The organism is Streptosporangium nanhuense, assembly GCF_059358815.1.
Genome location: NZ_JCADBG010000013.1, coordinates 53753 through 78672, shown reverse-complemented (window position 1 = coordinate 78672; position 24920 = coordinate 53753). Strand labels below are relative to the sequence as shown.

The 24920-nt window shown below is 69.9% G+C and carries 23 protein-coding genes, 1 tRNA gene, 1 pseudogene and 1 riboswitch; of the genes and pseudogenes, 14 read left to right on the top strand and 11 right to left on the bottom strand.

The window, feature by feature from the left end; translation table 11 throughout:
* The first annotated feature begins 84 nt into the window (after positions 1-84).
* The gene (locus AC5L38_RS24405; protein ID WP_495245138.1) at positions 85-669 is read left to right on the top strand and encodes a methylated-DNA--[protein]-cysteine S-methyltransferase; all 585 of its coding nucleotides are present in this window, start codon (positions 85-87) and stop codon (positions 667-669) included.
* 97 nt (positions 670-766) lie between these two features.
* Here the strand turns inward: AC5L38_RS24405 and AC5L38_RS24400 are convergent, their stop codons facing one another.
* From AC5L38_RS24400 to AC5L38_RS24385, 4 genes are all read right to left on the bottom strand, one after another.
* Complete coding sequence (locus tag AC5L38_RS24400; RefSeq protein WP_495245137.1) at positions 767-2140, bottom strand: purine-cytosine permease family protein; 1374 nt, start codon at positions 2138-2140, stop codon at positions 767-769.
* Positions 2132-2270: riboswitch (TPP riboswitch) on the bottom strand. (Overlaps the previous gene by 9 nt.)
* Positions 2271-2394: 124 nt before the next feature.
* Complete coding sequence (locus AC5L38_RS24395) at positions 2395-2718, bottom strand: rhodanese-like domain-containing protein (protein WP_495245136.1); 324 nt, start codon at positions 2716-2718, stop codon at positions 2395-2397.
* A gap of 150 nt (positions 2719-2868) precedes the next feature.
* Positions 2869-3474: a TenA family protein gene (locus AC5L38_RS24390; RefSeq protein ID WP_495245135.1), complete on the bottom strand. Its 606-nt coding sequence runs from the start codon at positions 3472-3474 to the stop codon at positions 2869-2871.
* A 15-nt stretch (positions 3475-3489) separates the two neighbouring features.
* Positions 3490-4083 carry a DM13 domain-containing protein gene (locus AC5L38_RS24385; RefSeq protein WP_495245134.1) on the bottom strand — a complete coding sequence of 198 codons (594 nt, stop codon included), beginning with the start codon at positions 4081-4083 and terminating at the stop codon, positions 3490-3492.
* A gap of 182 nt (positions 4084-4265) precedes the next feature.
* Here AC5L38_RS24385 and AC5L38_RS24380 point away from each other — a divergent pair, with 182 nt between their 5' ends.
* The gene (locus tag AC5L38_RS24380) at positions 4266-4922 is read left to right on the top strand and encodes a GOLPH3/VPS74 family protein (protein ID WP_495245133.1); all 657 of its coding nucleotides are present in this window, start codon (positions 4266-4268) and stop codon (positions 4920-4922) included.
* A 149-nt stretch (positions 4923-5071) separates the two neighbouring features.
* Here AC5L38_RS24380 and AC5L38_RS24375 read toward each other — a convergent pair whose 3' ends face one another.
* Positions 5072-6289 carry an LCP family protein gene (locus tag AC5L38_RS24375; RefSeq protein WP_495245132.1) on the bottom strand — a complete coding sequence of 406 codons (1218 nt, stop codon included), beginning with the start codon at positions 6287-6289 and terminating at the stop codon, positions 5072-5074.
* 356 nt (positions 6290-6645) lie between these two features.
* On the opposite strand from AC5L38_RS24375, the gene AC5L38_RS24370 reads away from it, so the two are divergent.
* Positions 6646-8118 (top strand): hemolysin family protein, encoded by a 1473-nt coding sequence (locus AC5L38_RS24370; RefSeq protein WP_495245131.1) that lies wholly within the window; start codon positions 6646-6648, stop codon positions 8116-8118.
* Positions 8115-9149, top strand: coding sequence for a hemolysin family protein (locus AC5L38_RS24365; protein ID WP_495245130.1), 1035 nt, complete (start codon positions 8115-8117; stop codon positions 9147-9149). The genes AC5L38_RS24370 and AC5L38_RS24365 overlap by 4 nt, the downstream gene beginning before the upstream one ends.
* A gap of 506 nt (positions 9150-9655) precedes the next feature.
* Here AC5L38_RS24365 and AC5L38_RS24360 read toward each other — a convergent pair.
* Positions 9656-9738, bottom strand: a tRNA-Leu gene (locus AC5L38_RS24360).
* Positions 9739-9904: 166 nt separating this feature from the next.
* Here AC5L38_RS24360 and AC5L38_RS24355 point away from each other — a divergent pair.
* The 7 genes and pseudogenes from AC5L38_RS24355 to pknB all read left to right on the top strand — a co-directional run bounded on the left by AC5L38_RS24355 (position 9905) and on the right by pknB (position 18710).
* The gene (locus tag AC5L38_RS24355; protein ID WP_362688487.1) at positions 9905-10645 is read left to right on the top strand and encodes an FHA domain-containing protein; all 741 of its coding nucleotides are present in this window, start codon (positions 9905-9907) and stop codon (positions 10643-10645) included.
* 17 nt (positions 10646-10662) lie between these two features.
* Positions 10663-11130: an FHA domain-containing protein FhaB/FipA gene (locus tag AC5L38_RS24350; protein WP_344748567.1), complete on the top strand. Its 468-nt coding sequence runs from the start codon at positions 10663-10665 to the stop codon at positions 11128-11130.
* Positions 11127-12446 (top strand): Stp1/IreP family PP2C-type Ser/Thr phosphatase, encoded by a 1320-nt coding sequence (locus AC5L38_RS24345; protein ID WP_495245129.1) that lies wholly within the window; start codon positions 11127-11129, stop codon positions 12444-12446. Before AC5L38_RS24350 ends, AC5L38_RS24345 begins: the two co-directional genes overlap by 4 nt.
* Positions 12447-12450: 4 nt before the next feature.
* A complete protein-coding gene (locus AC5L38_RS24340) occupies positions 12451-13827 on the top strand; it encodes an FtsW/RodA/SpoVE family cell cycle protein (protein WP_495245128.1) in 1377 nt (458 codons plus the stop codon).
* On the top strand, positions 13824-15281 hold the full coding sequence (locus AC5L38_RS24335; RefSeq protein WP_495245127.1) for a peptidoglycan D,D-transpeptidase FtsI family protein: 1458 nt from the start codon (positions 13824-13826) through the stop codon (positions 15279-15281). The genes AC5L38_RS24340 and AC5L38_RS24335 overlap by 4 nt, the downstream gene beginning before the upstream one ends.
* A pseudogene (locus tag AC5L38_RS24330) lies at positions 15278-15985 on the top strand (protein kinase domain-containing protein); the annotation flags it as partial. The gene AC5L38_RS24335 and the pseudogene AC5L38_RS24330, both read left to right, overlap by 4 nt.
* A gap of 853 nt (positions 15986-16838) precedes the next feature.
* On the top strand, positions 16839-18710 hold the full coding sequence (pknB, locus tag AC5L38_RS24325; protein WP_495245126.1) for a Stk1 family PASTA domain-containing Ser/Thr kinase: 1872 nt from the start codon (positions 16839-16841) through the stop codon (positions 18708-18710).
* A 375-nt stretch (positions 18711-19085) separates the two neighbouring features.
* On the opposite strand, the gene AC5L38_RS24320 is transcribed toward pknB, so the two are convergent.
* Genes AC5L38_RS24320 through AC5L38_RS24310 form a run of 3 tightly spaced genes read right to left on the bottom strand, consistent with a single transcriptional unit; the run spans position 19086 to position 20515 of the window.
* A complete protein-coding gene (locus AC5L38_RS24320; RefSeq protein ID WP_495245125.1) occupies positions 19086-19658 on the bottom strand; it encodes an anthranilate synthase component II in 573 nt (190 codons plus the stop codon).
* Positions 19655-19813 (bottom strand): hypothetical protein, encoded by a 159-nt coding sequence (locus AC5L38_RS24315; protein WP_495245124.1) that lies wholly within the window; start codon positions 19811-19813, stop codon positions 19655-19657. Before AC5L38_RS24315 ends, AC5L38_RS24320 begins: the two co-directional genes overlap by 4 nt.
* Positions 19814-19852: 39 nt before the next feature.
* Positions 19853-20515 carry a class E sortase gene (locus tag AC5L38_RS24310; RefSeq protein ID WP_495245123.1) on the bottom strand — a complete coding sequence of 221 codons (663 nt, stop codon included), beginning with the start codon at positions 20513-20515 and terminating at the stop codon, positions 19853-19855.
* A 211-nt stretch (positions 20516-20726) separates the two neighbouring features.
* On the opposite strand from AC5L38_RS24310, the gene AC5L38_RS24305 reads away from it, so the two are divergent.
* Positions 20727-20972 carry a cell division protein CrgA gene (locus AC5L38_RS24305; protein ID WP_495245122.1) on the top strand — a complete coding sequence of 82 codons (246 nt, stop codon included), beginning with the start codon at positions 20727-20729 and terminating at the stop codon, positions 20970-20972.
* Between the two features lie 33 nt (positions 20973-21005).
* Here AC5L38_RS24305 and AC5L38_RS24300 read toward each other — a convergent pair whose 3' ends face one another.
* Together AC5L38_RS24300 and AC5L38_RS24295 are read right to left on the bottom strand one after the other, a co-directional pair.
* Entirely contained in the window at positions 21006-21860 is an 855-nt protein-coding gene (locus AC5L38_RS24300; RefSeq protein WP_495245121.1) for a rhomboid family intramembrane serine protease, read from the bottom strand.
* A 167-nt stretch (positions 21861-22027) separates the two neighbouring features.
* Entirely contained in the window at positions 22028-22564 is a 537-nt protein-coding gene (locus tag AC5L38_RS24295) for a peptidylprolyl isomerase (RefSeq protein WP_495245120.1), read from the bottom strand.
* Between the two features lie 329 nt (positions 22565-22893).
* On the opposite strand from AC5L38_RS24295, the gene AC5L38_RS24290 reads away from it, so the two are divergent.
* Together AC5L38_RS24290 and AC5L38_RS24285 are read left to right on the top strand one after the other, a co-directional pair.
* A complete protein-coding gene (locus AC5L38_RS24290) occupies positions 22894-23385 on the top strand; it encodes a hypothetical protein (RefSeq protein WP_495245119.1) in 492 nt (163 codons plus the stop codon).
* A 379-nt stretch (positions 23386-23764) separates the two neighbouring features.
* Positions 23765-24856 carry an Rv3169 family protein gene (locus tag AC5L38_RS24285; protein WP_495245118.1) on the top strand — a complete coding sequence of 364 codons (1092 nt, stop codon included), beginning with the start codon at positions 23765-23767 and terminating at the stop codon, positions 24854-24856.
* Positions 24857-24920 lie beyond the last annotated feature (64 nt).

Sequence of the window (24920 nt, the reverse complement as noted above, 5' to 3'; positions counted from 1 at the left end):
TCGTCCCGCACGTGTTGCCACTGGCCGGGCGATCCGTCCGATACTCTGCGGTCACCACACACCTGGATACGAAAGGGTGGGGCCATGTCATCCGGCGACATCGATGCATTGCTACGGGTGACCTCGCCCGACTACGTCGGCAAGAGCCATCCCGACATCGCGTTCGGCACGCTCGACGGCCCGCTGGGGCGCCTGACCCTCGCGGTGACGGGCCGGGGTGTGGTGGCCTGCAGCTACGAGGACGAGAACGTCGTCTTCGAGCGCGTCAGCCGGGAGGTCGGCACGTTCATCGGGCCCGACGCCCGGCGGCTCGACCCGGTGCGCCGTGAGCTGGACGCCTACTTCTCCGCCCGGCTCCGCGCCTTCACGGTCGCCGTCGACCTGCGCCTGGCCACCCAGTTCTCCAGGACCGTGCTGCAGATGATGCTCGCGGTGCCGTACGGGACGGTGACGACCTACCTGGAGATCGCCGAGCGGATCGGCAGGCCGCGCGCGCTGCGCGCGGTCGGCAACGCGCTGGGCAGCAACCCGGTGTGCGTCATCGTGCCGTGCCACCGGGTGGTCGAGAGCGAGGCCGTCCTCGGCGGCTACGCCGGGGGATCGGCCGCCAAGGAACGCCTGCTGCGCATCGAGTCCACCGCCCTGCTCCGCGGCTCCGGCGGCGCGTAGACCGCCTCCCGCGCCTTTCCCGCCGGGTTCCCCCGGGGTTCCCCCGGGACCGCTCCGCGACCGTCTGTGAGCCGAGGGAAGCCGTACGGCGGCACGGTCAGGAGCGGCGCCGGAGCGCGCCGAGCCCCAGGGTGACGAGACCCGCGACGAGGAACGCGCCGACGGACGCGCTCATCCACGGCTGCGGGACGAAGCCGAGCGCGTCACGGGCGCCCTGCCAGAACGAGCTCCACCACTTGACCTCCGGGGCGATCGGCAGCGCCGCGAGCATCCACCAGGCCACGAAGCCCAGCACCCACGGGAGCACCATGAGCGGGCGCGAGGGCGCGGTCTCCGAGGTGTCCCAGCGCCTGGCGCCGCCGAGCAGGAAGTAGTCCACGGCGAGCACCGCGAACATCGGCACGAAGACCGCCCCGATGAGGCCGAGGAAGACGGTGTAGGTCTGGTCGGTGGCGAAGATCGCGAGCAGGGTGACCAGCGCGCCGATGGACACGGAGATGACCCGGCGGTCCAGCCTGGGCAGCAGGTTCTGCAGCGACATCGCGGTGGAGTAGACGTTCACGAACGACTGGTCGGTCTCGCGCAGCACCAGGATGCCGAAGAAGAGCGGGCCGAGGGCCGCGGCCACGAAGGGGTCCCAGACCTGGCCGGGGTCGTTGCCGACCAGCGCGAGCGCCGCGATGCCGAGGACCAGGCAGGCCACCTGGGCGATCGTGTAGCCGCCGACGACCCCGGCGAAAGCGGCCCGGCCCGAGCGGGAGAAGCGGGCGAAGTCCGCCGCGACCGGCACCCACGAGACCGACAGCGCGATCACGTAGTCGACCGAGGGGGCGAACCCCTCCCACGATCCGCCGCCGATCGCCGGTCCCCGCTGGAACAGGGCGATCATGAACCAGATCATCGAGATCACCACGGCGGCGGTGACGTACCTGCGGAGCAGGCGGACCGCTCCCAGCGGCCGGATGGTCAGCGCGGTGGTGATCACCCCCGCGACGACCACCCAGGCCGCGTAGGGCACCTCGATCCCGAAGGATCCGGCGATGGCCTGGGCGCCCTGGGAGATGACCCAGAGCTCGAAGACACCCCAGCCCAGCATCTGGACGATGTTCAGCACGGTCGGCAGGTAGGAGAGCCTGGCCCCGAACAGCCCGCGCAGCAGGACCATCGCCGGAGCGCCGGTCCGCTGCCCGGGAATCGCGGCCAGGCCGACCATCGCGGTGCCGATGACGCTGCCCACGACGGCGGCCAGGATCGCGGCCACGAAGCTCAGCGGCCGGTCGCCGAGCGGGTTGATCAGCGTGATCGCGCCGGAGAAGCCGAGCAGGCTGACCCCGAGGTTGGCCCAGAGCGCGCCCTGGTCGAGCACGCCGAGGGCCTTGGGGGGAGCCTCACCGAGGGTGAGGGGCGCCTCGACCGCCCCGGAGCCCCCGGAGTCACCGGAGCCCTTGGAATCAACGGCGGCAGACGTCATCACGCACACTCCCTACGCCGGCATTACCCGGACAGGTTCATGCGGTCGGCGGTGCGTCCGAGGGTCAAAGACCCTCCGCGTGGTTCCGCCCTCTCAGCCCGGTCACGCCCGAGCTCCCGCGGTAGACATTCGCCCTGATTATGCCATCCATTCCTTTCTTGGCAAGGGCTCCCCTCGCGTGCCGCACGGACCCGTCCACGGGTGCCCCGGCCGGCGGTGCCGCCGAGGACGCCCCCTCACGCGGTCCGGACGGCTCAGGCGACGAAGGGGTCCTGGCCGCTCTCGGCGACCATCGGACGCCCCGCGCCGTCCCAGGACTGCATGCCGCCGCCGACGTTGATCGCGTCCCAGCCGACGTGGTTGAGCCAGGCGGTGGCGTTCGCGGAACGGCCGCCGACCCGGCAGATCACGTAGACGGGCGCCCCCTTGGGCACCTCGTCGACCCGGGACTGCAGCTCACCCAGCGGGATGTGGACGGCACCGGGCGCGTGCCCGGCATGCCACTCGTCGTTCTCGCGTACGTCGAGCAGGAACGCGTCATCCGGCACGGCCTGCGCCTCGACCTCAGGAACACTCATGCGCCCATTGTTTCCAACTCCTCCACCGGATGGAGCGCAAAGCCACGTGGATGCCCTCATCCGGACCTTTAATTTCCCCTGATAGAGGGCTAATTCGGTACGTCCGACCCCGCCGGATCGCCCGGCCCCGGCGGCTGTGCGGCGGCGGGGTCAGGGCACGTCCCAGAAGGCGAGTTCGTGGGCCATCCCCTCGGTGAACAGCTTTTCCGCCCTGCCGGGGTCCGGCGCCGCCTCGTCGATCATCACCGCGATGCGCCCGGTCAGCTCGGCGAAGGCCGGGTGGGCGTAGGTGTCGACCCAGGCACGGTAGCGGGGCTCGGCCGGCGGGTTCTCCGCCAGCGCGCGCCCGAGCGTGGAGTAGCCCCACATGCAGGGGTAGAGCGCGGCCAGGCCGTCGGCGTAGACGGCCGCGGAGTCGAGCAGGAACGAGGTGTACGCCGCGCAGGCCGGGCCCTTCCTCGCCCCGTCGAGGTCGGCGCCGAACTCGGCCGACAGCGACCGGTGCAGGCTCAGCTCCTCGTGGAAGGTGGCGTGCGCCAGGTCCACCAGGTCGCCCAGATGCCCGTCCGGGGCCTGCCAGGCAAGTCGCGAGAAGACGCGGACGTAGTCGAGCAGGAACAGGTAGTCCTGCTCCAGCCACGACCGGAACACCGGCTCGGGCAGGTCCCCCCGCGCGATGCCCGCGACCGTCGGGTGGGCGAGCTGCGCCTCGACGAGCGGGCGGCCGATGGCGTGGAGTTCCTCAGAAACGCTCATGGGTCGGAGATTGTGTCAGGTCAGGGCGGCGGCCCCGAAGGAGACGCTGAAGCGCTTGCACCAGATGGTGACGGATCTCAGGCTGTCGAGGTCGGCCCCGGCGGGGACGGCGTAGTTGGCGTTGCCCCTGTTGCCCTTCAGCTCGCCGAGTTCGAGGTGCTTGCCGTCGTCGAGGTTGAACCATCCGGCGTTGCCCTCCTTGACGGGCTGGTCACTGAGCCAGACCCGCAGGTCCGGGCCGTCGGAGGTGTCCAGGTTCTCGATCCGCAGGACCCGGCTCCCGTCGGGCAGCTCCAGCATCCTCGCCCTGCCCTCGGTCTCGTGCTCGTGGGAGATGAACGTGCCCGTGGCCAGTACCTTCGGCTTCCGGGCGGGCGCAGGGGACGCGGTGGTCGCAGGGGACTCAGTGGGCGCGGGGGACGCGGCGGGATCCGTGGTTCCGGTGGCCTCCGGGCCGGGGGAAGCGGCGGCGGGCAGCGCCTCGTTCACCTCGACGGTGGTGAACAGGCGCCACGGCTGGAACAGGTACAGCGCGACACCCAGCGCGACGGCGCCGAACGCCAGGACGCCCCAGGTGACGGGGTGTCGGAGCAACCTCTTGACTCTCATCGGATACCTCCGGACTCCGGTGACGGGGGGACGTCGAGGTCGCTCTCCGGCCTCGGTGCCGACGCTATCGGCGACACCGCCCTCGATCGCTTACGGAGTGCTTACGACCGCGAGACGACCGCGAGACGACCGCGAAGCATCGGCGAGACGACCGTGAGGCGCCCGCGACGTAGTGTCGAACGATGACGACGATCGCTGAGGAAGTGCTCCTGCTCGCGTACGACGAGGAGGAGGGCAGGCAACTCATCAGCTCTTCCGAACTGGACGCCGCGCTCGGCGGCGCGTTGCTGGCGGAACTGACCGTCAGCGGCCGGATCGACCTCGCCGACAAGAGGGTCGCCGTTCTCGACGCGACCCCGGTCGGGGACGAGGAGCTCGACGCGGCGCTGGCCAGGATCGCGGCGGAGTCCAAGGCGCGCAAGCCCGAGTGGTGGGTGCAGCGGCTCCACTCCGGCAAGCTCCGCGGGCGCCTGCTGTCCCGCCTGGCGGAGCGGGGCGTGCTGGACGAGGAGCGGCGCAAGATCCTGGGGATCTTCCCGAGCACCCGCTACCCCGAGCGCGAGCCGGGCGTCGAGCTGGAGATCCGCCGGCGGGTCCAGGACGTGCTGTCCGGTGCCACCCCCGACGAGCGGGCCGCGGTGTTGATCGCGATCCTGCACGCGGCCAAGATCGACCGTAAGGCGTTCCCCGGCGCGAGCAAGGAGCGGATCAAGGAGATCACCGAGGGCGAGTGGGCCGGCAAGGCGGTCGCCCAGACGATCGCCGCCGTCAACGCCGCCGTCATGACGGCCGTGATAGCCGGAACCATCGCCGGCGCCGGCGCCGGCAGCAGCGGCTGAGGTCCGCGGGCACCCACCGGGCGGGCACTCACGGAGCAGGCGTCGTCACGAGGGACATCGCCAGGCCGGCACTCACCGGGCGGGCACTCTCACGAGAGCCCTCGCCGGGCGGGCGCTGTCACGAGGGCGCCCGCCCGGCGGGGACGTCACTAGCCGAGGGCGTCCTGGGGGACGGGCTTGTCCTGGGCCAGCGCCTCGAACATGCGCAGGGCCTTCTCCCGGTCCCACTTGACGACGGACTGGCCGTCGATGGTGGGCAGGGAGCCGATGGGCACGACCGTGGTGATCGGGTCGCCACCCATGGCGAGGCCGAGGGAGAGCAGGTCGAAGGCGCCGGTCTCCTCGCCGACGGACACCGAGTCGGCCGCGCTCAGCGCGAGCGGGACGGACGTGAAGGGGTTGATCAGGACGCCGGGGCTGGCCGCCTTCTTCACCACCGCGGAGAAGAACTGGCGCTGGCGCTGGGTCCTGTCGAGGTCGGGGATCGCGCCGGTGGCGCGGGTGCGGACGTAGCCGAGGGCCGTCCCCCCGTCCATGGTCTGCAGGCCCTTCTTCAGGTTGATCCCGGCCTTGGGGTCCTTGATCGCCTGCTTGACGTTGATCTCGACCCCGCCGATGGCGTCGACGATCCCCACGAAGCCGCCGAAGCCGATCTCCATGTAGTTGTCGAGGCGCAGCCCGGTGACCTGCTCCACGGTCTTGGGGAGCAGCTTCTGACCGCCCTCGAAGGCGTAGGCGGCGTTGAGCTTGTTGCTGCCGTGACCGTCGATCGGCACGTACGAGTCGCGGGGGAGGCTGACCAGGGTCGGCCGGCCGTCGCCCTCGGGGATGTGCAGCAGCATCATCGTGTCGGTCCTGCGGCCCACGGCCTTGCCCGTGGCGAGCTTCTTGCGCTGGGCCGCGGTCAGGCCCGCGCGGCTGTCGGAGCCGACCAGCAGCCAGTTGGTGCCGGGGGTGTCGGCGGGACGGCCCTCGTAGTCGGTGAGCGCCTCGATCGTGGTCAGCCGCGAGTTGATCACGAAATATCCGCCGACGGCCAGGACGAGCAGCACGACGACCAGCCCGGCGAGGATCCGCACCACGAGCCTGCCGGGGCGCTTCGGCCGCCAGCCGGGCATGCGGGACGCGCTCTTGCCGCCCCGGCCGCCGGAGTCCCCGGGCGGGGCCGGAGGCGCGCCCAGCGGCTTGACCGGGCTGGAGCCCGACCTGGCCTTGCCGTACACCCGACCGCCCCGGGGAGGCGGCACCTCGCGCGACGTCTCCTCGCGGGCGGGGGCCTCCCGCCGCGAGGACGCCGACTGCCGGACGGGCGTTCCCGGACCGCCAGGCGAGGGGTAGGCGGGCTGCCCGGCCGCTCTCGGCGGCACGGGCCCCGGCGTGGGCGATCGCAGCGCGCGAGTGCGATCGTCGTCTTCGGGCCTGTCAGCCACGTCTTGTCCCGCCACTTCTTGATCTCATGGTGAAAACGTCATTATCGACGCTACGTCGTGGCTGGAGCGCCTGCCGCCAGGTGCCCAAGGTTTCCCTATGTAAAAGTACTCAGACAGGTTGTCAGCGCCCAACAATGCGATCGTCGGCCGATCCGGAAACATCGACGCCCATCCGGATCGTTACGGTAGGGACTACCTCTGCTCGAAAGGATGATCGTGTCCACTCCGGACCCGTGGAATACCTGCCCGTGCGAACGCACGGGCACCACTGAACCGCCCGGGAGAGCCGCCCGGTGAACACGGCTCTGGGCCTGCTGGCCATCCTCCTGCTCACTCTCGCCACCGGCTATTTCGTCGCCCAGGAGTTCGCCTTCGTCGCGGCGGACCGGGGCGTACTGCGCGAACAGGCCGACTCCGGCGACGCGGCCGCGGCACGGGCGCTGGAGGTGACGGGACGCCTGTCGTTCATGCTGTCGGGCGCGCAACTCGGCATCACCGTGACCGCCCTGCTCGTCGGCTTCATCTCGGAACCCGCCATCGCCACGGTCCTCCGTCCGTGGCTGAAGACCGCGGGGGTGCCCGCCGGGGCCGTGCCCGGCATCGCCGTGGCGCTGTCCGTCGCGGTGGCCACCGTCATCCAGATGGTCTTCGGTGAGCTGGCCCCCAAGAACCTGGGCATCGCCCGTCCCGAGCCGGTGGCGAAGTTCCTCGCCCGCTCGACGATGATCTACCTGCGGATCGCCGGGCCGGTCATCCGCCTGTTCGACTCCGCCGCCACCGGCCTGCTGCGCCGGGTCGGCGTGGAGCCGGTGGAGGAGATCGAGCACGGCGCCAGCCCCGAGGAGCTGTCCCGCATCATCTCCGAGTCCGCCACCGCGGGTGACCTGCCCCCGAGGCTGTCGGAGCTGCTGGGCCGCGCCCTGGAGTTCGGCGACCGCACCGCCGAGGACGTCATGGTGCCGCGCCCCCGCGTGGTGCTGCTGAGGGACGACCGCCCGATCTCCGACCTGGTCGACGCCGTCCGCAGGCACGGCCACTCCCGCTACCCGGTGCTCTGCAACCAGAACGGCGACGACGTCGTCGGCGTCACCGGCGTACGCGAGCTGCTCAGGTCGGGACTGACCGACGGCACGCTGGAGAAGATCACCCGTCCCGCGCTCCTGGTGCCCACCTCCTCGCCGCTGCCCCTGGTCCTGGAGCGCATGCGCACCGCCCACGACGACCTGGCGTGCGTCATCGACGAGTACGGCGGCCTGGCCGGCGTGGTGACCATAGAGGACCTCGCGGAGGAGCTCGTCGGCGAGCTCATCGACGAGAACGACCCGGAGCCCGCCGGGGTCGTCGTGGGCGACGACGGCACCTGGGACCTGCCGGGCACGCTCCGGCTGGACGAGATCGAGCGGGCCATCGGGCTGCAGCTCCCCGAGAGCGACGACTACGACACCGTCGCGGGCCTCGTGCTCGCCACCCTCGGCCGGATGGCCGAGCCCGCCGACCAGGTGACCGTCACGCTCACGTCGCAGAACGACCCCCTGGAGAACGACGGCGCCGACGAGAGGGAGGCGGCGCTCACCGTGCTCTCGGTGCACCGCAGGGTCCCCGAGTGGGTGCGGCTGTCGCTCACCGCACAGCAGGAGGCCGACCTCGGGGACGTCCCCGAGGCGAGAACCGAGAAAGAGGACGAACCGGCGATGACCGGGCCGTGGATGATCGAGCGTGGCCCCGAGGCACCCATGATCGAGCGGGGCGGGGCGAGGCGACGATGAGCACCACCTCCGCCCTGCTGCTCGGCGTGGCCCTGCTGATCGGCAACGCCTTCTTCGTCGCCGCCGAGTTCGCGGTGATCTCGGCCCGCAGGCACCGCCTGGAGGAGCTCGGGGGCAGGGGAGGCCGGTTGACCCGGCTCGCCGCCCGCGCCGCCGTACGCGGCGGCAGGGAGCTCTCCCTGATGCTGGCCGGAGCCCAGCTGGGCATCACGCTGTGCTCGCTCGGCCTGGGCATGGTCACCGAACCGGCCATCGAGCACCTGCTGGAGCCGGTCTTCGGCGCGATCGGCCTGCCCGAGTCGCTGCGGGTCGCCGTCTCGCTCGTGATCGCGCTGGCGTTCGTCACCTTCCTGCACATGGTGATCGGCGAGATGGCTCCCAAGTCGTGGGCGCTGACCCACCCGGAGGTCGCGGCGATGGGTCTGGCCCTGCCGTTCCGCGGCTTCACCTGGCTCGTCCGGCCGGTGCTCGCCGCGCTCAACGGGCTGACGAACGCGATCCTGAAGTTGTTCGGGGTGCATCCCAAGGACGAGCTGGCCACCACCAGGACCCCGGTACAGCTGGCGATGCTGGTCGGCGAGTCGGGCCGGATGGGCCTGCTCGACCGCGACGAGCACGACCTGCTCACCCGGGCCCTGCGGGTCCACCAGCAGCCGGTGGAACGGCTGATGCTGCCGCTGGAGAAGGCCACCTCCGTGCCCGCCGACGCGACGGGCGACCAGATGCGCCGGGTCGCCGCGCGCGACGGGCACCTGCGCATGCTGGTCACCTCCGGCAGGCCGGGCGACGTCCTGGGCGTGGTGCACGTCAGGGACATGCTCGTCCGGCCGGAGGCGAGCCCCGCCGAGCTCGCCCGCCCGGTGCCACGCCTGACCAAGGCGACCACGATCCCGGACGCGGTCTCCGCGCTCCAGGACGCCCACGCGCACCTGGGCCTGGTCACGGACGGCGGCGGCGAGGTGGTCGGCATGGTGAGCCTCACGGACCTGCTCGGCGAGATCCTGGACGTACGGATGCCCGCGACCCGCTAGCGGCCCTCGCGCTCCCGGCTTCGGAGGAGCGCCCGGAGACCGGCGGGACCGGTGAGGAGCCGACAGGGTCGGTGAGAGACCGGCCGGGCCGGTGAGGAGCCGACAGGACCGGTAAGAGACCGGCCGGGCCGATCACGGGACCGGCCACGGACCGGCGGGACCGATCGCAAGATCGGTGGAAGGTCGGCACGGGCCGGGAAAAGATTCTTTTCCCGGCCCGTGTTCTCTGTCGGCGTAATCGGACACCGGCGAACCTGTGCAAGTCATCCGAAAGTGATCAGCAAGCGTGGCCGGGTAGAACCGATAGGCATGTCGTAGCGGTCCAAAAACCACAAGACCCATGCGTAACCCCTGGGACTTCTCTATAACGGAGCGAGCGACTACCTTGATCGATGATCGACTCGGCCGGCCACGAGACCTTACGGATGGCTCAGATGGATGCGTGGTTTCCCAGGAAACGACAAAACCCCGGTCGCGCTGTCCGCGCGACCGGGGTAGTGATCTTGTGGGCGAGGAGGGATTTGAACCCTCACGTCCTTTCGGACACACGGACCTGAACCGTGCGCGTCTGCCGTTCCGCCACCCGCCCTTGTTGGGTGCGGTCGAAACATTAGCACGGATCAGCCGGTACCCATGAACCCGGATACGATCCTCCTAGATGCGAAAGCGGAGCAGCTGGGTGCGAGAGAGCGAGGAACGAGCCAACGAGCCCCCAAGCGGCCGCGACCACATAGACGGAGGAGGGGAGGTACCCGGTGGGAGTCCTTCAGCGTTTCGAGCGGAGGCTCGAAGGTTTGGTTGAAGGGGCCTTTGCACGGGCGTTCAAATCTGACCTTCAGCCGGTAGAGGTCGCCAGTGCGGTCCAACGGGAGATGGACGAGCGGGCGGCGATCGTCGCCCAGGGACGCACTCTCGTGCCCAACGACTTCGTGGTCGAACTGTCCACGACCGACAACGAGCGGCTGGAGGTCTACTCCGACAGCATCAGCCACGAGCTGGCCAACCTCGCCAGGGAGTACGCCAAGGAACAGGGCTACTCCTTCGTGGGGCCGGTCAGGGTCCGCTTCGAGACGGCCGACGACCTCGCGGTCGGCCTGTTCCGCATCCGCTCGGGCGTGATCCGTGGCGCGACGGTCGAGCAGGACGAGATCCGCCAGCCGGTGAGCGACGTGCCCGCCGCGAAACCCCACGCCTTCGGGGGCCGCCCCCGCCTGCTGGTGTCCACCCAGGACGACCCGCAGGGCCAGCGGTCCTTCGACCTGACAACACCGGTGACCCTGCTCGGCAGGGGCACCGACTGCGATCTGCGGCTGGTGGACCCGGGTGTGTCCCGGCACCACGCCGAGCTGCGAGTGGAGGGTCCCCTGGTCGCGCTCGTCGACCTCGGCTCCACGAACGGCACCTTCGTCAACGGCCAGCCGGTTCGCCGGGTCGAGCTCCAGAACGGCACTCGCGTGACGCTGGGGCGAACGACTCTGGTTTTCCGGCGCGATTAAAGGTAAACAGACGGTCCATGTCCGAGCTCACGCTGCTGCTGATCCGGCTCGCCTTCCTCGCGGTGCTGTGGTTCTTCGTGATTGCCGCGGTCGGTGTGATCCGGACAGACTTGTTCGGATCACGCACGGCCGCCGCCGTCCCCGCGCGCAAGGCCCCCAAGCCGGTGAAGGCCCCGGCCAAATCCAAGAAGGGGGAACCACGGGAGATGGTCGTCACCGGTGGCCCCCTCCAAGGCACCACCATTACCCTCTCGGAGACGCCCATCACCATCGGCCGGGCGAACGACGCGACGCTGGTAGTCAGCGACGACTACGCCTCCAGCCGGCACGCCCGGCTCTTCCCCCAGGACGGTCAGTGGATCGTGGAAGATCTCGGCTCCACCAACGGCACGTATCTTGACCGCTCCAAAGTCACCCGTCCGACTCCGGTGCCGCTCGGTGTTCCGATCCGCATTGGCAAGACCGTCATCGAATTGCGCAAATGACCATCGCACTCCGTTACGCCGCCCGCTCTGACGTCGGCCTCCTCCGCGAAGGCAACGAGGACTCCGCCTACGCCAGCGGCCGCCTGCTCGCCGTCGCGGACGGCATGGGCGGCCACGCACACGGCGAGGTGGCCAGTTCGGTCGCCATCGCCGAGATGTCCTCGCTCGACACGGACGCACAGGGAGGTGACCTGCTCAGCGCCATCGAGGCGGCCGTACGCGACGCCAACCGCAAGCTGCACGAGATGGTGAGTCACAACCCCAGTCTCAAGGGCATGGGCACCACCCTCACCGCCATGCTCTGGTCGGGGACGAGGGTCGCCCTCGTGCACGTCGGCGACTCACGGGCCTACCTGCTGCGAGCCGGGGAGCTCTACCAGATCACGCACGACCACACCCTCGTGCAGTCACTGGTGGACGACGGCCGGATCACCCAGGACGAGGCCGCCACCCATCCCCAGCGGTCGATCCTGCTGCGGGCGCTCGACGGCAGCGGCGAGGTCGACCCCGACCTGTCGCTGCGCGAGGCCCAGATCGGCGACCGCTACCTGCTCTGCTCCGACGGCCTGTCCGGGGTGGTGAGCGCGGAGACCCTGCACCACACGCTCTCCACGATCGAGGATCCCGACGGGGTGGTCCGCACCCTCATCGACCTGGCCAACCGGGGCGGCGGCCCCGACAACATCACCTGCGTCCTGGCCGACGTGCTGGAGGTGGACGAGACCCACGTACCGCGCACCGACGCGGCCGTGGTCGGCGCCGCCGGTTCCAGCATGCCGCGGTCACAGCCGCCGGACACCCCGGCGGGCCGGGCCAGCGCGGTCACCATGCCGCAGCCCGTCATCTCCGACGACGACGACACCGACGACACCGACGAGCCGATCGTCAGGGCCGCGGCCCGACCGGCCAAACGCCGCCGGCTGTGGCCTCTTCTGGTCGCGGCGGGCGGCGTCGTCGTCATCGGGGGCGGCTTAGGCTGGTACTTCGGCGGGCAGTGGCTGGAGGACCAGTACTTCGTGGGGGCCAAGGGCAACGAGATCGTGGTCTTCCAGGGTGTGAAGACCAACCTGGGTCCCATCGAGCTCTTCGACGTCGCCCGGAGCACCGCCGAGTCGATCACGACTCTCGGCGCGTTCCAGCAGGGCCAGGTCCGCGACGGCATCCCCGTCCCCACCGTCGAGGCGGGCCTGAAGAAGATCGAAGAGCTGAAGACGTCCGCGGCCAAAGCCGACGGGAAGGACGAACCGACCGCATCCCCGAGCGCCTCCGCGTCCTCCACGCCCCCGAGGGCTCCCGAACCCACAAGGTCACAGTAGACACATGAGCACCCCAAGCGCAGAGCCGGTCCCGCTTCCCGCCAAACGGCGGGTGGCCCAGTTGGCGATGCTCGCGTTCGCGGTCGCCATCGTGATGCTGGCGTACGCCAACGTGGGGTTGGCCCTCGACGAGCAGATCCCCTCCGGAATGGTCACCTACGGCCTCAGCCTGGGCGGCCTCATGCTCGCCGCCTACCTGGTGCTGGCCAGGTTCGCGCCCTGGGCCGACCCGCTGATCCTGCCGCTGGTCACGCTGGTCAACGGCCTCGGGCTGGTGGTCATCTACCGCCTCGAGGAATCCGGCATGAAGGGCGCCTCGGCCACCAACCAGCTGATGTGGACCGCGGTCGGGGTCGTCATGTTCTCCGTGACGCTGATCGTGCTGCGCGACCACCGCGCGCTGCAGCGTCTGACCTACACCATGGGCGCCGTCGGCCTGGCCCTGCTGGTCTCGCCGCTGCTGCCGTTCGTCGGCAAGGAGATCAACGGCGCCCGCATCTGGATCGGCGTCGGCGGCTTCACCCTCCAGCCGGCGGAGTTCACCAAGCTCGCCCTGGTCATCTTCTTCGCCGGCTACCTGGTCGCCAAGCGCGACGTGCTCGCCCTGGCCGGGCGGCGGCTGCTCTTCATCGACCTGCCCCGGGCCCGCGACCTGGGGCCGGTCCTGATCACCTGGGGCCTCAGCCTCGGCGTGCTGATCCTGCAGAAGGACCTCGGCTCCTCGTTGCTGATCTTCGGCACGTTCATCGCGATGCTCTACATCGCCACCCAGCGCACCTCGTGGGTGCTCATCGGCATCCTGCTCTTCATCGGTGGAGCGGTCCTGGCGGGGCTGCTCTTCGATCACGTGCAGGACCGCTTCACGGTCTTCCTCAACCCCGAGGACCCCGCGCTCTTCGATCAGGTCGGCGGCAGCGCGCAGCTCATGGAGGGCCTGTTCGCCCTGGGCGAGGGCGGCATACTCGGCACCGGCCTCGGCCAGGGCCACCCCTACGAGATCCCGCTGGCCTTCTCCGACTTCATCTTCCCCGCCGCCGGCGAGGAGCTGGGCCTGACCGGGCTGATGGCCCTGCTGATGGTCTACGCCCTGCTGGTGGAGCGCGGCCTGCGCACCTCGATCGCGGCCCGCGAGCCGTTCTCCAAGCTGCTGGCGGGCGGCCTGTCGTTCATCCTCGCCTGGCAGGTCTTCATCATCGTGGGCGGCGTGACCAACCTGATCCCGCTGACCGGCCTGGTCACCCCGTTCATGTCCCAGGGCGGGTCGGCGCTGCTGGCTAACTGGATCCTTATCGCGCTGCTGGTACGCATGTCGGATACGGCGAGGAAGCCTCCGCCCCAGGCCATCCAGGACGAAGGAATGACGCAGGTGTTCCAGCGATGAACGGTCCCCTCAAGCGCGCCGCCCTTGCCTGCCTGCTCATGTTCGGCCTGCTCATGATCAACGTGAACTACCTGCAGGCCGTGCGGGCGGACGACCTGCGCGCGAACCCGCGCAACGACCGCAACCTGTACGCGCGCTACGAGGTCGAGCGCGGCCGCATCACCGCGGGCAACAAGGTGCTCGCCGAGTCGTTCGACACCGGCGACCCCGAGTTCCGTTTCGAGCGCCGCTATCCCGAGGGCAAGGTCTACGCCCCCATCACCGGGTTCTTCGCGCCCGAGAGCGAGAGCAACATCGAGCGGGCCGAGAACTCCCTGCTCAACGGCACCAGTGCCGACCTGCTGATCCGGCGCAGCATCGACCTGTTCACCGCCAAGCAGAGCAAGGGCGCCAACGTCGACCTGACGATCAACCCCAGGGCGCAGGAGGCGGCGTACAAGGCGCTGGGCGAGAGCGGCAAGAAGGGCGCGCTGGTGGCGATCGAGCCGAAGACCGGGGCGATCCTCGCGATGGTCTCGATTCCCACCTACGACCCCAACCCGCTGTCCAAGGCCAACAAGGCCCAGGTGAACGAGGCCTCCAAGAAGCTGGAGAACGACGAGAACACGCCGCTGCTGAACCGGGCGGTCGAGCGCACCTACCCGCCGGGCTCGACCTTCAAGGTGGTCACCGCGGCGGCTTACCTGGAGAGCGACGACACGGTGGGCCCGGAGACCCAGGTCGACGCCCCGCAGCGGCTCGACCTGCCCAACACCACCGCCGACCTGCCCAATTACGGCGGCGCGGCGTGCGGCGCCGGGCGGGTGACGCTGTCGTTCGCGCTGGAGAAGTCCTGCAACACCCCGTTCGGCAAGATCGCGATGGACCTCGGCTACGAGGCGCTGCGCGACCAGGCGGCCAAGTTCGGCATCGGCGGCGAGCAGCTGGCGATCCCGATGCCGGTGGCGCCCAGCAGCATCGGCCCCGAGGAGGACCAGGCGGCCCTCGCCCAGGCCTCGATCGGCCAGCGCAGCAACCAGATGACCCCGCTGCAGATGGCCATGATCGCCGCCGGTATCGCCAACAACGGCGTGGTCATGAAGCCGTACCTGGTGAACAAGATCGCTGACTCCGAGGGTGGCGAGGTCGCGAGCGCCGACCCCGACGAGCTGGACACCGCGATGAGCGAGGAGAGCGCGCGCAAGCTCCAGGAGATGATGGTCAACGTCGTCAACAAGGGCACGGCGAGCGCGGCGCAGATCCCGGGCGTGACGGTCGGCGGCAAGACCGGCACCGCCGAGACCGCCCAGGGCCGTGACCCGCACGCGTGGTTCATCTCCTTCGCCCCCGCGGAGGACCCCAAGGTCGCCGTCGCGCTGATCGTCGAGTCCGGGAGCGCCGGCAGCGACGCCTCCGGTGGTCAGACCGCGGCCCCGATCGCCAAGAGCGTGATGGAAGCGGTGCTGGGTAGATGACCGCGTTGCTCGGGGGCCGGTACCGCCCGCTGGGGCGGATCGCGTCGGGCGGCATGGGCGAGGTGTGGCGGGCCAAGGACGAGTTGCTCGGCCGCGAGGTCGCGGTGAAGCTGCTGCGCCCGCACGTGGCGGAGGACCCGGCCTTTCGCCTGCGGTTCCGCTCCGAGGCGCGCATCGCGGCCGGGCTGTCCGATCCCGGCATCGCGCAGGTCTTCGACTACGGCGAGGGCGGCGGCGTCGCCTACCTGGTGATGGAGCTGGTGCCCGGCCAGTCGCTGGCCGGCATCCTGGCCCGCGACGGCGCGCTGAGCCCCGAGATCACCCTCGACGTGGTCCGCCAGACCGCGATGGGCCTGCACGCCGCGCACCGGGCCGGGATCATCCACAGGGACATCAAGCCCGGGAACCTCCTCGTGACCGAGGCGGGCGTGATAAAGATCACAGACTTCGGCATCGCCAGGGCGCTGGAGGCGGTGCCGGTCACCCAGACGGGCATCCTGATGGGCACCGCGCAGTACGTCAGCCCCGAGCAGGCGTCCGGCGACCCGCTGACGCCCGCCACCGACATCTACTCGCTCGGCGTGGTCGCCTACGAGTGCCTCACCGGGCAGGCGCCGTTCCGCGCCGAGACGCAGGTGGCGATCGCCCTCATGCACATCGGCGAACCCCCGCCGCCGCTGCCGGAGTGGATCCCGCCCGCGGTGCGCGACCTGGTCATGTCGTGCCTGGCCAAGGACCCGCTGCGGCGTCCGGCCGGTGCCAGGGAGCTGTCGGAGCGGGCTGACATGCTGCTCGACGCGCTGACCTCCACCGGTGCCACCGGTCTCGGCATGCTCACCGACCCGGTGGGCTGGCGCGCGGAGCCCGCGAGCGAGTGGCCCGAGGAGGTCACCTCCGCCATCGCCACCCCCCTCCGGCCCGAGCCCGGCCCGGGGGCGGGTCCCGATCAGGGCACGGGCCCCGGGGCGGGCGGGGGTTCCGGCAGGGGTCCGGGTCACGGCGCGGGATCCGGCGCGGGCACGCCCCCGCCGGGCGCCGTACCGGCACGTCGCGGACGTCGCGGCCTGCGCAGGACGACGGTGATCGTCGCCACGGTCGCGGGGTGCGCCGCCGCGGTCGGGCTGGGCGCGCTGGCGGTCCACGAGCTGACGAACCAGCCCGGTGACAGCGAGCCGGGAGAGCCGGTCGTACGGTCGAGCCCGGCCACCACGTCGCCGACGGCACGGCCGACGAAAAACAAGCCTCCGACGAGCAGACCGCCGATCTCACCGACGAAGTCGGCCCGCCCCTCGGTCACGCCGTCGGCTACGGTAAGCACATCGGCCACGCCCACCGCAAGGCCGAGTACGTCGCCACCGCCCAGCCCCAGCCCGACGCCCACCCCGACACCAACCACCCCGACGGTGACACCGAGCCCCACCCCGAGCACGACTCCTGAACCCGGCGATACGGACCCGCCGAATGAGGAGACGTGATGCGGCAACGGGTCGATGATGGACACCGGTGGCTCAAGAGCTCACCGGCACCCAAGATGAACGGTAAGGGACAGTGCAGGAAATGACTCAGCCCCGACGCCTCGGCGATCGCTACGAGCTTGACGGCGTCGTCGGGCGTGGCGGCATGGCCGAGGTCTATCGCGCCCGAGACATCCGGCTGGATCGGATCGTCGCCATCAAGACCCTCCGCGCGGACCTGGCCAGGGATCACATCTTCCAGGCGCGTTTCCGCCGGGAGGCGCAGTCCGCCGCGTCACTGAACCACCCGTCCATCGTCGCCGTCTACGACACCGGCGAGGACGTCTCCGAGGGCGCGCCGGTGCCCTACATCGTGATGGAGTACGTCGACGGCCGCACGCTGCGCGACCTGCTGCGGGCCGACCGTCGGCTGCTGCCCGAGCGCGCCGCCGAGCTGGTCGACGGGATCCTGCGGGCGCTTGACTACAGCCACCGCGGCGGCATCGTCCACCGCGACATCAAGCCCGCGAACATCATGATCACTCGCAACGGCGACGTGAAGGTGATGGACTTCGGCATCGCCCGCGCGATGGCCGACTCGGCCGCGACCATGACACAGACCGCCCAGGTGATCGGCACCGCCCAGTACCTCTCGCCGGAGCAGGCCAGGGGCGAGCGGGTCGACGCCCGCAGCGACCTCTACTCCACCGGCTGCGTGCTGTACGAGCTGCTGACCGGGCAGCCGCCGTTCACCGGTGACTCGCCGGTCGCGATCGCGTACCAGCACGTGCGCGAGGACCCGATCCCGCCCTCGCAGATCGACCGCGACATCCCCCCGTGGGCCGACGCCATCGTGCTCAAGGCGATGGCCAAGGACCCGGCGCACCGCTACCAGAGCGCCGGGGAGATGCGGGCCGACATCCAGCGGGCGATGTCCGGCATCCCGACGGACGCCCAGACGATGGCGCTGAGCGCCAACAACAGCTACGGCTCGGCCACCCGGACGATGCAGGCCCCCGGCCCCGGCGGTCCCGGCGGCCCGGCCACCCAGCGCACCACCGCCGTCCCCGCGTACGAGTACGGCGAGGAGGGCGGCCCGCGCACCGGCGGGGGCGGGCGGCGACGGCAGCAGAGCGGCGGGAACACCGCGGTCAAGACCGCGGCGTGGATCCTCATCCCGCTGCTCGTCATCGGGGCCTTCATCGGCGTCGGCTACATGTACCTCAGCTCGCCGGGCACCCCCACCACCGACAGCAAGGTGAAGATCCCGCCGCTGGCCTCGCAGACCCAGGAGGCGGCGACCAAGAGGCTCGAGAGTCTCGAGCTGAAGGTCAAGGTCGTCGCGGAGTTCGACGAGGAGATCCCGAAGGGCTCGGTGATCGAGAGCGACCCGGCGGCCGACCACGAGGTCGACAAGGGCACCGAGGTGACGCTCAAGGTCTCTAAGGGGATCGAGAAGGTCGAGGTGCCCACCGTGCTCAACATGAGCGCGGAGGACGCCACGAAGGCCCTTGAGGACGCCGGCTTCGAGGTCAACCTGCAGACCAAGCCCTCCAGCCGCAAGCAGGGCATCGTCTTCGAGACCGTGCCCGCGCCGGGCAAGAAGGCCAACAAGGGCAGCACCGTCCGGATCTACGTCCCCAAGGAGGCGATGGAGGTCCCGGCCGTGGTGAACCTCACGGTCGCGGACGCCAAGAACGCGCTCAAGGAGGCGGGCTTCAGGTGGAAGGTCGTCCCGCAGCCGAGCGACCTGCCCAAGGACACCGTGCTGAGCCAGTCTCCCGAGGCGGGCGGCAAGTACCAGCAGGGAACGACCATCACGCTGATCGTGTCGAGCGGGGCACCGCCCGAGCCGACCGAGCAGCCGACCGTCCCCGATGAGCAGCCGACCATTCCCGAGGAGCCGACGGAGGACACGCCCACGGAGCCCGACGACGGCACGATCTTCGAAGAGGCGCCGCCGGACGGGACCTGACCGGAGCACCTGAGGAAGGCCCTCGCGACCACGCGGGGGCCTTCGTCGTGTCCCGCCTTCGTTGTTTCCGGCCCCGTCGTTTCCGGCCCTCGTCGTTTCCCGCCCACGCTCGTCACGGCGTCTTTGGCAGCTGTCGCGTTCCCGCGGGTCTCGCGGCGTCCGGGTCTCGCGGTGGTGTCACCGGCTTCCCGTCCGGAGAGGCGGTGTCACCCGGTTTCTCGCCCGGGGAGGCCGGAGGCCGGAAGCGAGGCCGGGGCCGGGGCCGGGGCCGGGGCCGGAAATCGGCAGGCCCGGAAACGGGGAAGAGTCCTTCCGCCACTCGGGGGCGATGGCGGAAGGACTCTCACTGGTCAATCGTCCAGGATGAGGCCCGCGTTACAACAATTTTTCGAGCCAGTTTCCGAGCAGCCGGTGACCGTGTTCCGAGATCACCGATTCGGGGTGGAACTGCACGCCCTCGACGGGTGCGGTGCGGTGCCGCAAGCCCATGATCACACCGTCTTCGGTGGTCGCGGTGACCTTGAGGACCTCGGGCACCGTCCCCGGCAGGACCGCCAGCGAGTGGTAGCGCGTCATGGTCACCGGTGACGGCAGGCCGGAGAAGACGCCGCCCCCGTCGTGCGAGATCGCGCTGGTACGGCCGTGCACCAGTTCGGGTGCCCGCCCCACGGTCGCCCCGTGGGCGATGGCGATGGCCTGGTGCCCCAGGCAGACGCCGAGCAGCGGGATGCCGTGAGCCTCGCAGTGGCCGACGAGCGGGACGCTCACCCCCGCGTCCTCCGGGGTGCCGGGGCCGGGGCTGATCAGGACCCCGTCGAAGCCACGGATATCCTCGACCGCGACCCGGTCGCGCGGGCGCACGTCGCAGGTGGCGCCGAGCTCGCGGAGATACTGGACGATGGTGTGGACGAAGCTGTCGTGGTTGTCGACGACCAGGACGCGGCTCATCGGCCCACGGTGGTCAGGTCGAGGGAGACACGGGGTTCGATCCAGGGGAACACGACATACCAGAGTACGGCCGCGACCAGCCCGACCAGCACCAGGGCGGTGAACCCCCTGGTCACGAGGTTTCCGGGAAGCATCCGCCAGATCCAGCCGTACACAGGACCTCCTTCCTTGTCCGGGGCGTCCCCCGGGCCTGTTCAGGGCGTCTCTCCGGGCCGTCCGAGGCGGTTCTCGCGTCCCTCCAGCTCGCCGAAGACGATGAGGCGCTGGGCGGCCGAGTACTCCGGGTGGCAGGTGGACAGGGTGATCAGCGCCCTGGTCGGCTCGCGGCCCGGCAGGCCGGGGACCGGGGCGATGACGCCGATCTCGGCAGGGTCGACGACGCGCTTGCCGGTGACGCGGTAGGTGTAGCGGGCCTCGCGGGCGTCGACCAGGATGAGATCGCCCCGGCGAAGCTCGTCGATGCGGTTGAAGGGCGCGGCGTAGGTGGTCCGGTGGCCCGAAAGAACGAAATTACCGATTTTTCCGGGCATGGCGGTTCCGGGATAGTGGCCGGGGCCCATCCGCAGCCGATCATGATCGACGCCCTCCACGATGGCGTACCGGTAGTCGTCCCCGAGCCTGGGGATCGCCAGCATCGCCACCGCCCCGCCCAGCCGGATCGGCCCGACCGGCTCGCCCCGCCGGTCTCGGGCCCCTCCACCTGGCGAAATCCCCTGTTCCAGGAGCTCCTCGCGCAGCAGCGCCTGCTGCGCGGCCGTGTAGGAACCGGTGCCCCACAGCAGGTAGGCGCAGAAGAGAAGGACGACCAGCCCCGTGGTGACGCTCAGGTCCCCCAGAGCCCTCAGCGCCGCTCTCATGGGGTCAGGTTAGTGACGGAAAACACCTTCGGGGCGGACCGGATCACGGGTCCGGCGCAACATTTGCCACAGGATGGTGCCCCACGGAATCGCCATGGTCCACCTGCGCAGACTATCCTTACACGGAACTTCACCCACTAGCGACTACGCTAATCGACACGGCCTGCGCACGATCCAGATCGCGCAGGGTTGACGCAGGAGAAGAACCCCAGTGCCCAAGCCCAAGACTCGTAAGAAGCCGGTCTACACCCCGCCGCAGACCTCACAGCAGGTCAAGGTCAGCCCCCGCTGGCTGGCGCCGGTCATGGTGACCTGCTGGATCGTCGGCATCCTGTGGATCGCCGTCTACTACGTGGCGCCCACCGCTCCCCTCCTCGGCACCCTACAGAACTGGAACCTGCTGGTCGGGTTCGCGTTCATCATCCTCGGGGTGATCCTTTCCACCCGCTGGCGCTAGCTTTTCCACAGGCATTGTCCACACCCTGGGGACTCAGGCCACCGACGACATCAGGAAGGCGGTCCTGGTTATCACCAATCCCACCAGGATCGCCAGAACGCCGAGAAGCAGCACGCTCTGGAAGAGCGTGCGACCGGCCTTCGGACCGTAGGCCAGGACGGCCGAGACGATCACACCGGTGATGAGCCCTCCCACGTGGGCTGTCCAGCTGATGTTCAGCCCCGGAATGAACGTGATCACCAGGTTGATCACGAGCAGCGCGATGATGGGGCGAAGGTCGAGGCGGAGCCGCCTGCTCACCACGAAGATCGCACCGAACAGGCCGAAGATGGCGCCCGACGCCCCCAGGCTGAAGGCGTTGATCGGGTCGAACCAGTAACCGAGCGCCGAGCCGCCGAGGGCGCCGAGAAAGTACAACGCCAGGAACCGGACGTGGCCGAAGGCCTGCTCCAGATAGGGGCCGACCATGAACAGGGCCCACATGTTCAGCCCGATGTGCAGGAAGTCCCGGTGCAGGAAGGCACTGGTGATCAGCCGGTAGTACTCGGAGTCGACGGCGACCCCGTAGACCCACATCGCCAGTTCGGCGGTCACCCGGTTGTCCGAGGCCAGCTGGGCCAGGAACATCACGACGCTGACACCGAGAAGTGTCCAGGTCACGTAGGGCTTGGCGACGACACCGCCGCCGAACACGGACCGCGCCTGCCGCATGCCCTTGTTGCCCTCGGCCACGCACTCGGGGCACTGGAAGCCCACCGAGGCGTCGCGCATGCAGTCGGGGCAGATGGGGCGGTCGCAGCGCTGGCAGCGGACGTAGGTCTCACGTCCCGGATGCCGGTAACAGGTGGGGACAACGGTGTCGGGCTCGTTGGACGGCTGGGTGGTCATGTGTGTGGCTGGCCCCTTCGAGCGTGCTGTTATCCACAGACTGCCAGCCTATTCACGATCCCGAGCGCCCGTACACCTATGGATGACCGCCGGGCCACACCGGCCCGGGGGCGGAATCGGGCGGGAACGCGAACGGCGGCCTCCGAGGGAGGCCGCCGGGCGAGAGATCAGCTCTGGACGCGCTCGATGGTCACCGACTCCAGGACCACGGGCTCCGTGGGACGGTCACGGGCGTCGGTGTCGGTCTTGGCGATGGCGTCGACGATGTCCTGACCCTCGATCACCTCACCGAAGATGGTGTGCTTGCCGTTGAGGTGCGGCGTGGGCACCACGGTGACGAAGAACTGCGAGCCGTTGGTGCCGCGGCCGAACTGGACGCCGGCGTTGGCCATGGCGAGCAGGTACGGGCGGTTGAAGTAGAGGTCCGGGTGGATCTCGTCGTCGAACTTGTAGCCGGGGCCGCCGACGCCCTGCCCCAGCGGGTCGCCACCCTGGATCATGAATCCGGAGATGACCCGGTGGAAGATCGTGCCGTCGTACAGCTTGGCGGTGGACTTCTGGCCGGTCTCCGGGTGCACCCACTCGCGGGTGCCCTCGGCGAGCTCGACGAAGTTCTTCACGGTCTTGGGCGCGTGATCCGGGAAGAGCTGGACCTTCACGCTACCGCGGTTGGTGTTGAGGTTCGCGATCAACTTCTCAGCCATGATCGGACTGCCCCCTTCAGGTCGTAGGAATACCTGTGCAACGTATTGCTTTTGTGGCATTTTGACGATTTCGGCCGTGGCCGCATCCTCAAGCATCCTCCCACGGGCCGTCATGATTGAGCCGCCTTCGAGCGGGAAGGGGTGGCGACGGGGCCCCAACGAATGGGGAGGTTGTTGTGCCTCTAGCACTGTTTGGAAAGCGCCACATGAAGATCGTGGCACCGGAAAGGCGGCTGCGCCACGTGAAGGCTCAGGCCGTCCGAGCCGCGGACCGGGTTGGCCCAATGGCCAGCCACGCCCGTGACGCGGCCAGTTCTCATGCTCATGACATGGCCGTCCAGGCTCGTGATGTGGCCGGTCACGCCCGAGAGATGGCCGGCCAGGCCCGTGATGTGGCCGGTCAGGCTCGTGACGTGGCCAGCGAGAAGATCATCGTGGCACGCGGGTGGGCGGCACCCAGGCTTGACGCCGCCGCGCACTCGTTCGAGGAGCAGCTCGCGCCGAAAATCAGCGCCGCGCTGTCCCAGGCCGCCGCGAGGATCGATCCCACTCCCGCGAAGTCCAGGAAAACGCCGATGATCCTGCTCTTCGCGGGCGTCGCGATCGCGGCGGCGGGCTATGTCCTGTACCGCAGGAACGCCGACCAGTGGGCGGACACTCTGAAGGAGAGCGCCTCCGACGCGTCCCAGTGGGTCGGGCAGAAGACGGAGGCCGCGGCCGGAAAGGCCTCCGGCGCGGTGGACGACGCCGCGACGAAGGCCGACGAGATCAGCGCCAAGGCCGACTCCAGGGCGGAGCACACCTCCAAGAAACTGCCCTAGGGATCGGAGCGCGCCGGTCGGCCGCACGAGTGCCGGCCGGTCGCGTGAACACGGCGTACGGTCGAGGACGGCGTACGGCGATCGCCAGGAGTACGGCCCGCACCGCGAAGGTGCGGGCCGTACTCCTGCGCGGGCCGTACTCCTGCGCGGGCCGTACTCCTGCGCGGGCCGTACTCCTGCGCGGGCCGTACTCCTGCGCGGGCCGTACTCCTGCGCGGGCCGTACTCCTGCGCGGGCCGTACTCCTGCGCGGGCCGTACTCCTGCGCGGGGACGTACTGGCACCTCTATAAGAGGAGGTCGCCGACGCTCCTGTGCGGGAGCCCATTGACCGATCACCAAGCGCTTGTTAGAACGTGTTCCTCGACCCAAGGAGCACCGATGACGCTGTCGCCCCTCGACGACCATCCCGTACATCAGTCGCCCGAGGTGATGCGACACGTCACGACGTCGGACCGCAACTTCTACGACCGGTACTACTTCAACTGCCATGCCGGGTCCGACGAGCTGATGCTCATCGTCGGTCTCGGCCAGTATCCCAACCTCGGGGTCACCGACGCGTTCGCCTGCGTGCGGTACCGGAACCTGCACCGCGTGGTGCGGGCCTCCCGGGAACTCGGTGACGACCGGATGGACACGCGGGTCGGCCCGTTCGGGGTCGAGGTGATCGAGGGCCTCCGGCGGCTGCGGGTGGTGCTCGACGCCACGGAGCACGGCCTGTCCTTCGACCTCACCTGGGAGGGCACCGTACCGGCCACCCTGGAGCCCCGGCACTTCCTGCGCTGGCAGGAGCGCGTGGTGTTCGACTCCTCCCGGCTGGCCCAGACCGGCCGGTGGACCGGGCACATCCAGGTCGGCGACGAGCGCGTCGAGGTCACCCCCGACCGCTGGCAGGGCACCCGCGACCGTTCGTGGGGCATCCGCCCGGTCGGCGAGCCCGAGCCCCCCGGCATCCAGGCGCGCAACGCGGGCACCTTCTACTGGCTCTACACGCCCGTCCAGTTCGACGACCACGCCATCCTGTGCATCATCCAGGAGGACGAGAAGGGCCGCCGGGTGCTGGAGGAGGCGGTGCGCGTGTGGGGGTTCGGCTCTCCGAGGGAGGGCGAGGAGGAGTATCTCGGCCGTCCCGAGTACCGTCCGACGTACGTGGACGGCACCCGGGAGGTGCGCGAGGCGACGATCTCCTTCTCCCCGCCGGGCGGGAAACCCTTCGACCTGCACTGCGTCCCGATTCTCCCGGTGCACCTGATGGTGGGCACCGGATATGGCCTGGAATCGGATTGGAAGCACGGCATGTACCAGGGTCCCGGCCCGGTGGTCCAGGGCGTCACCCACACGCTGCCCGAGGACGCCCCCAGGATGTGGGGCATGGTCGACGCGGTCGGCCGCTTCGAGTACGACGGCCGGATCGGCTACGGGTTGTACGAGTACTGGGCGCTGGGCCCGCACCCGTCCTTCCCCGAGGGCTGACCATCGCACGTGACCCGCTCCTCCCCGGAGGCGGACCTCGCACGGGACCCGTTCTTCCCGACTC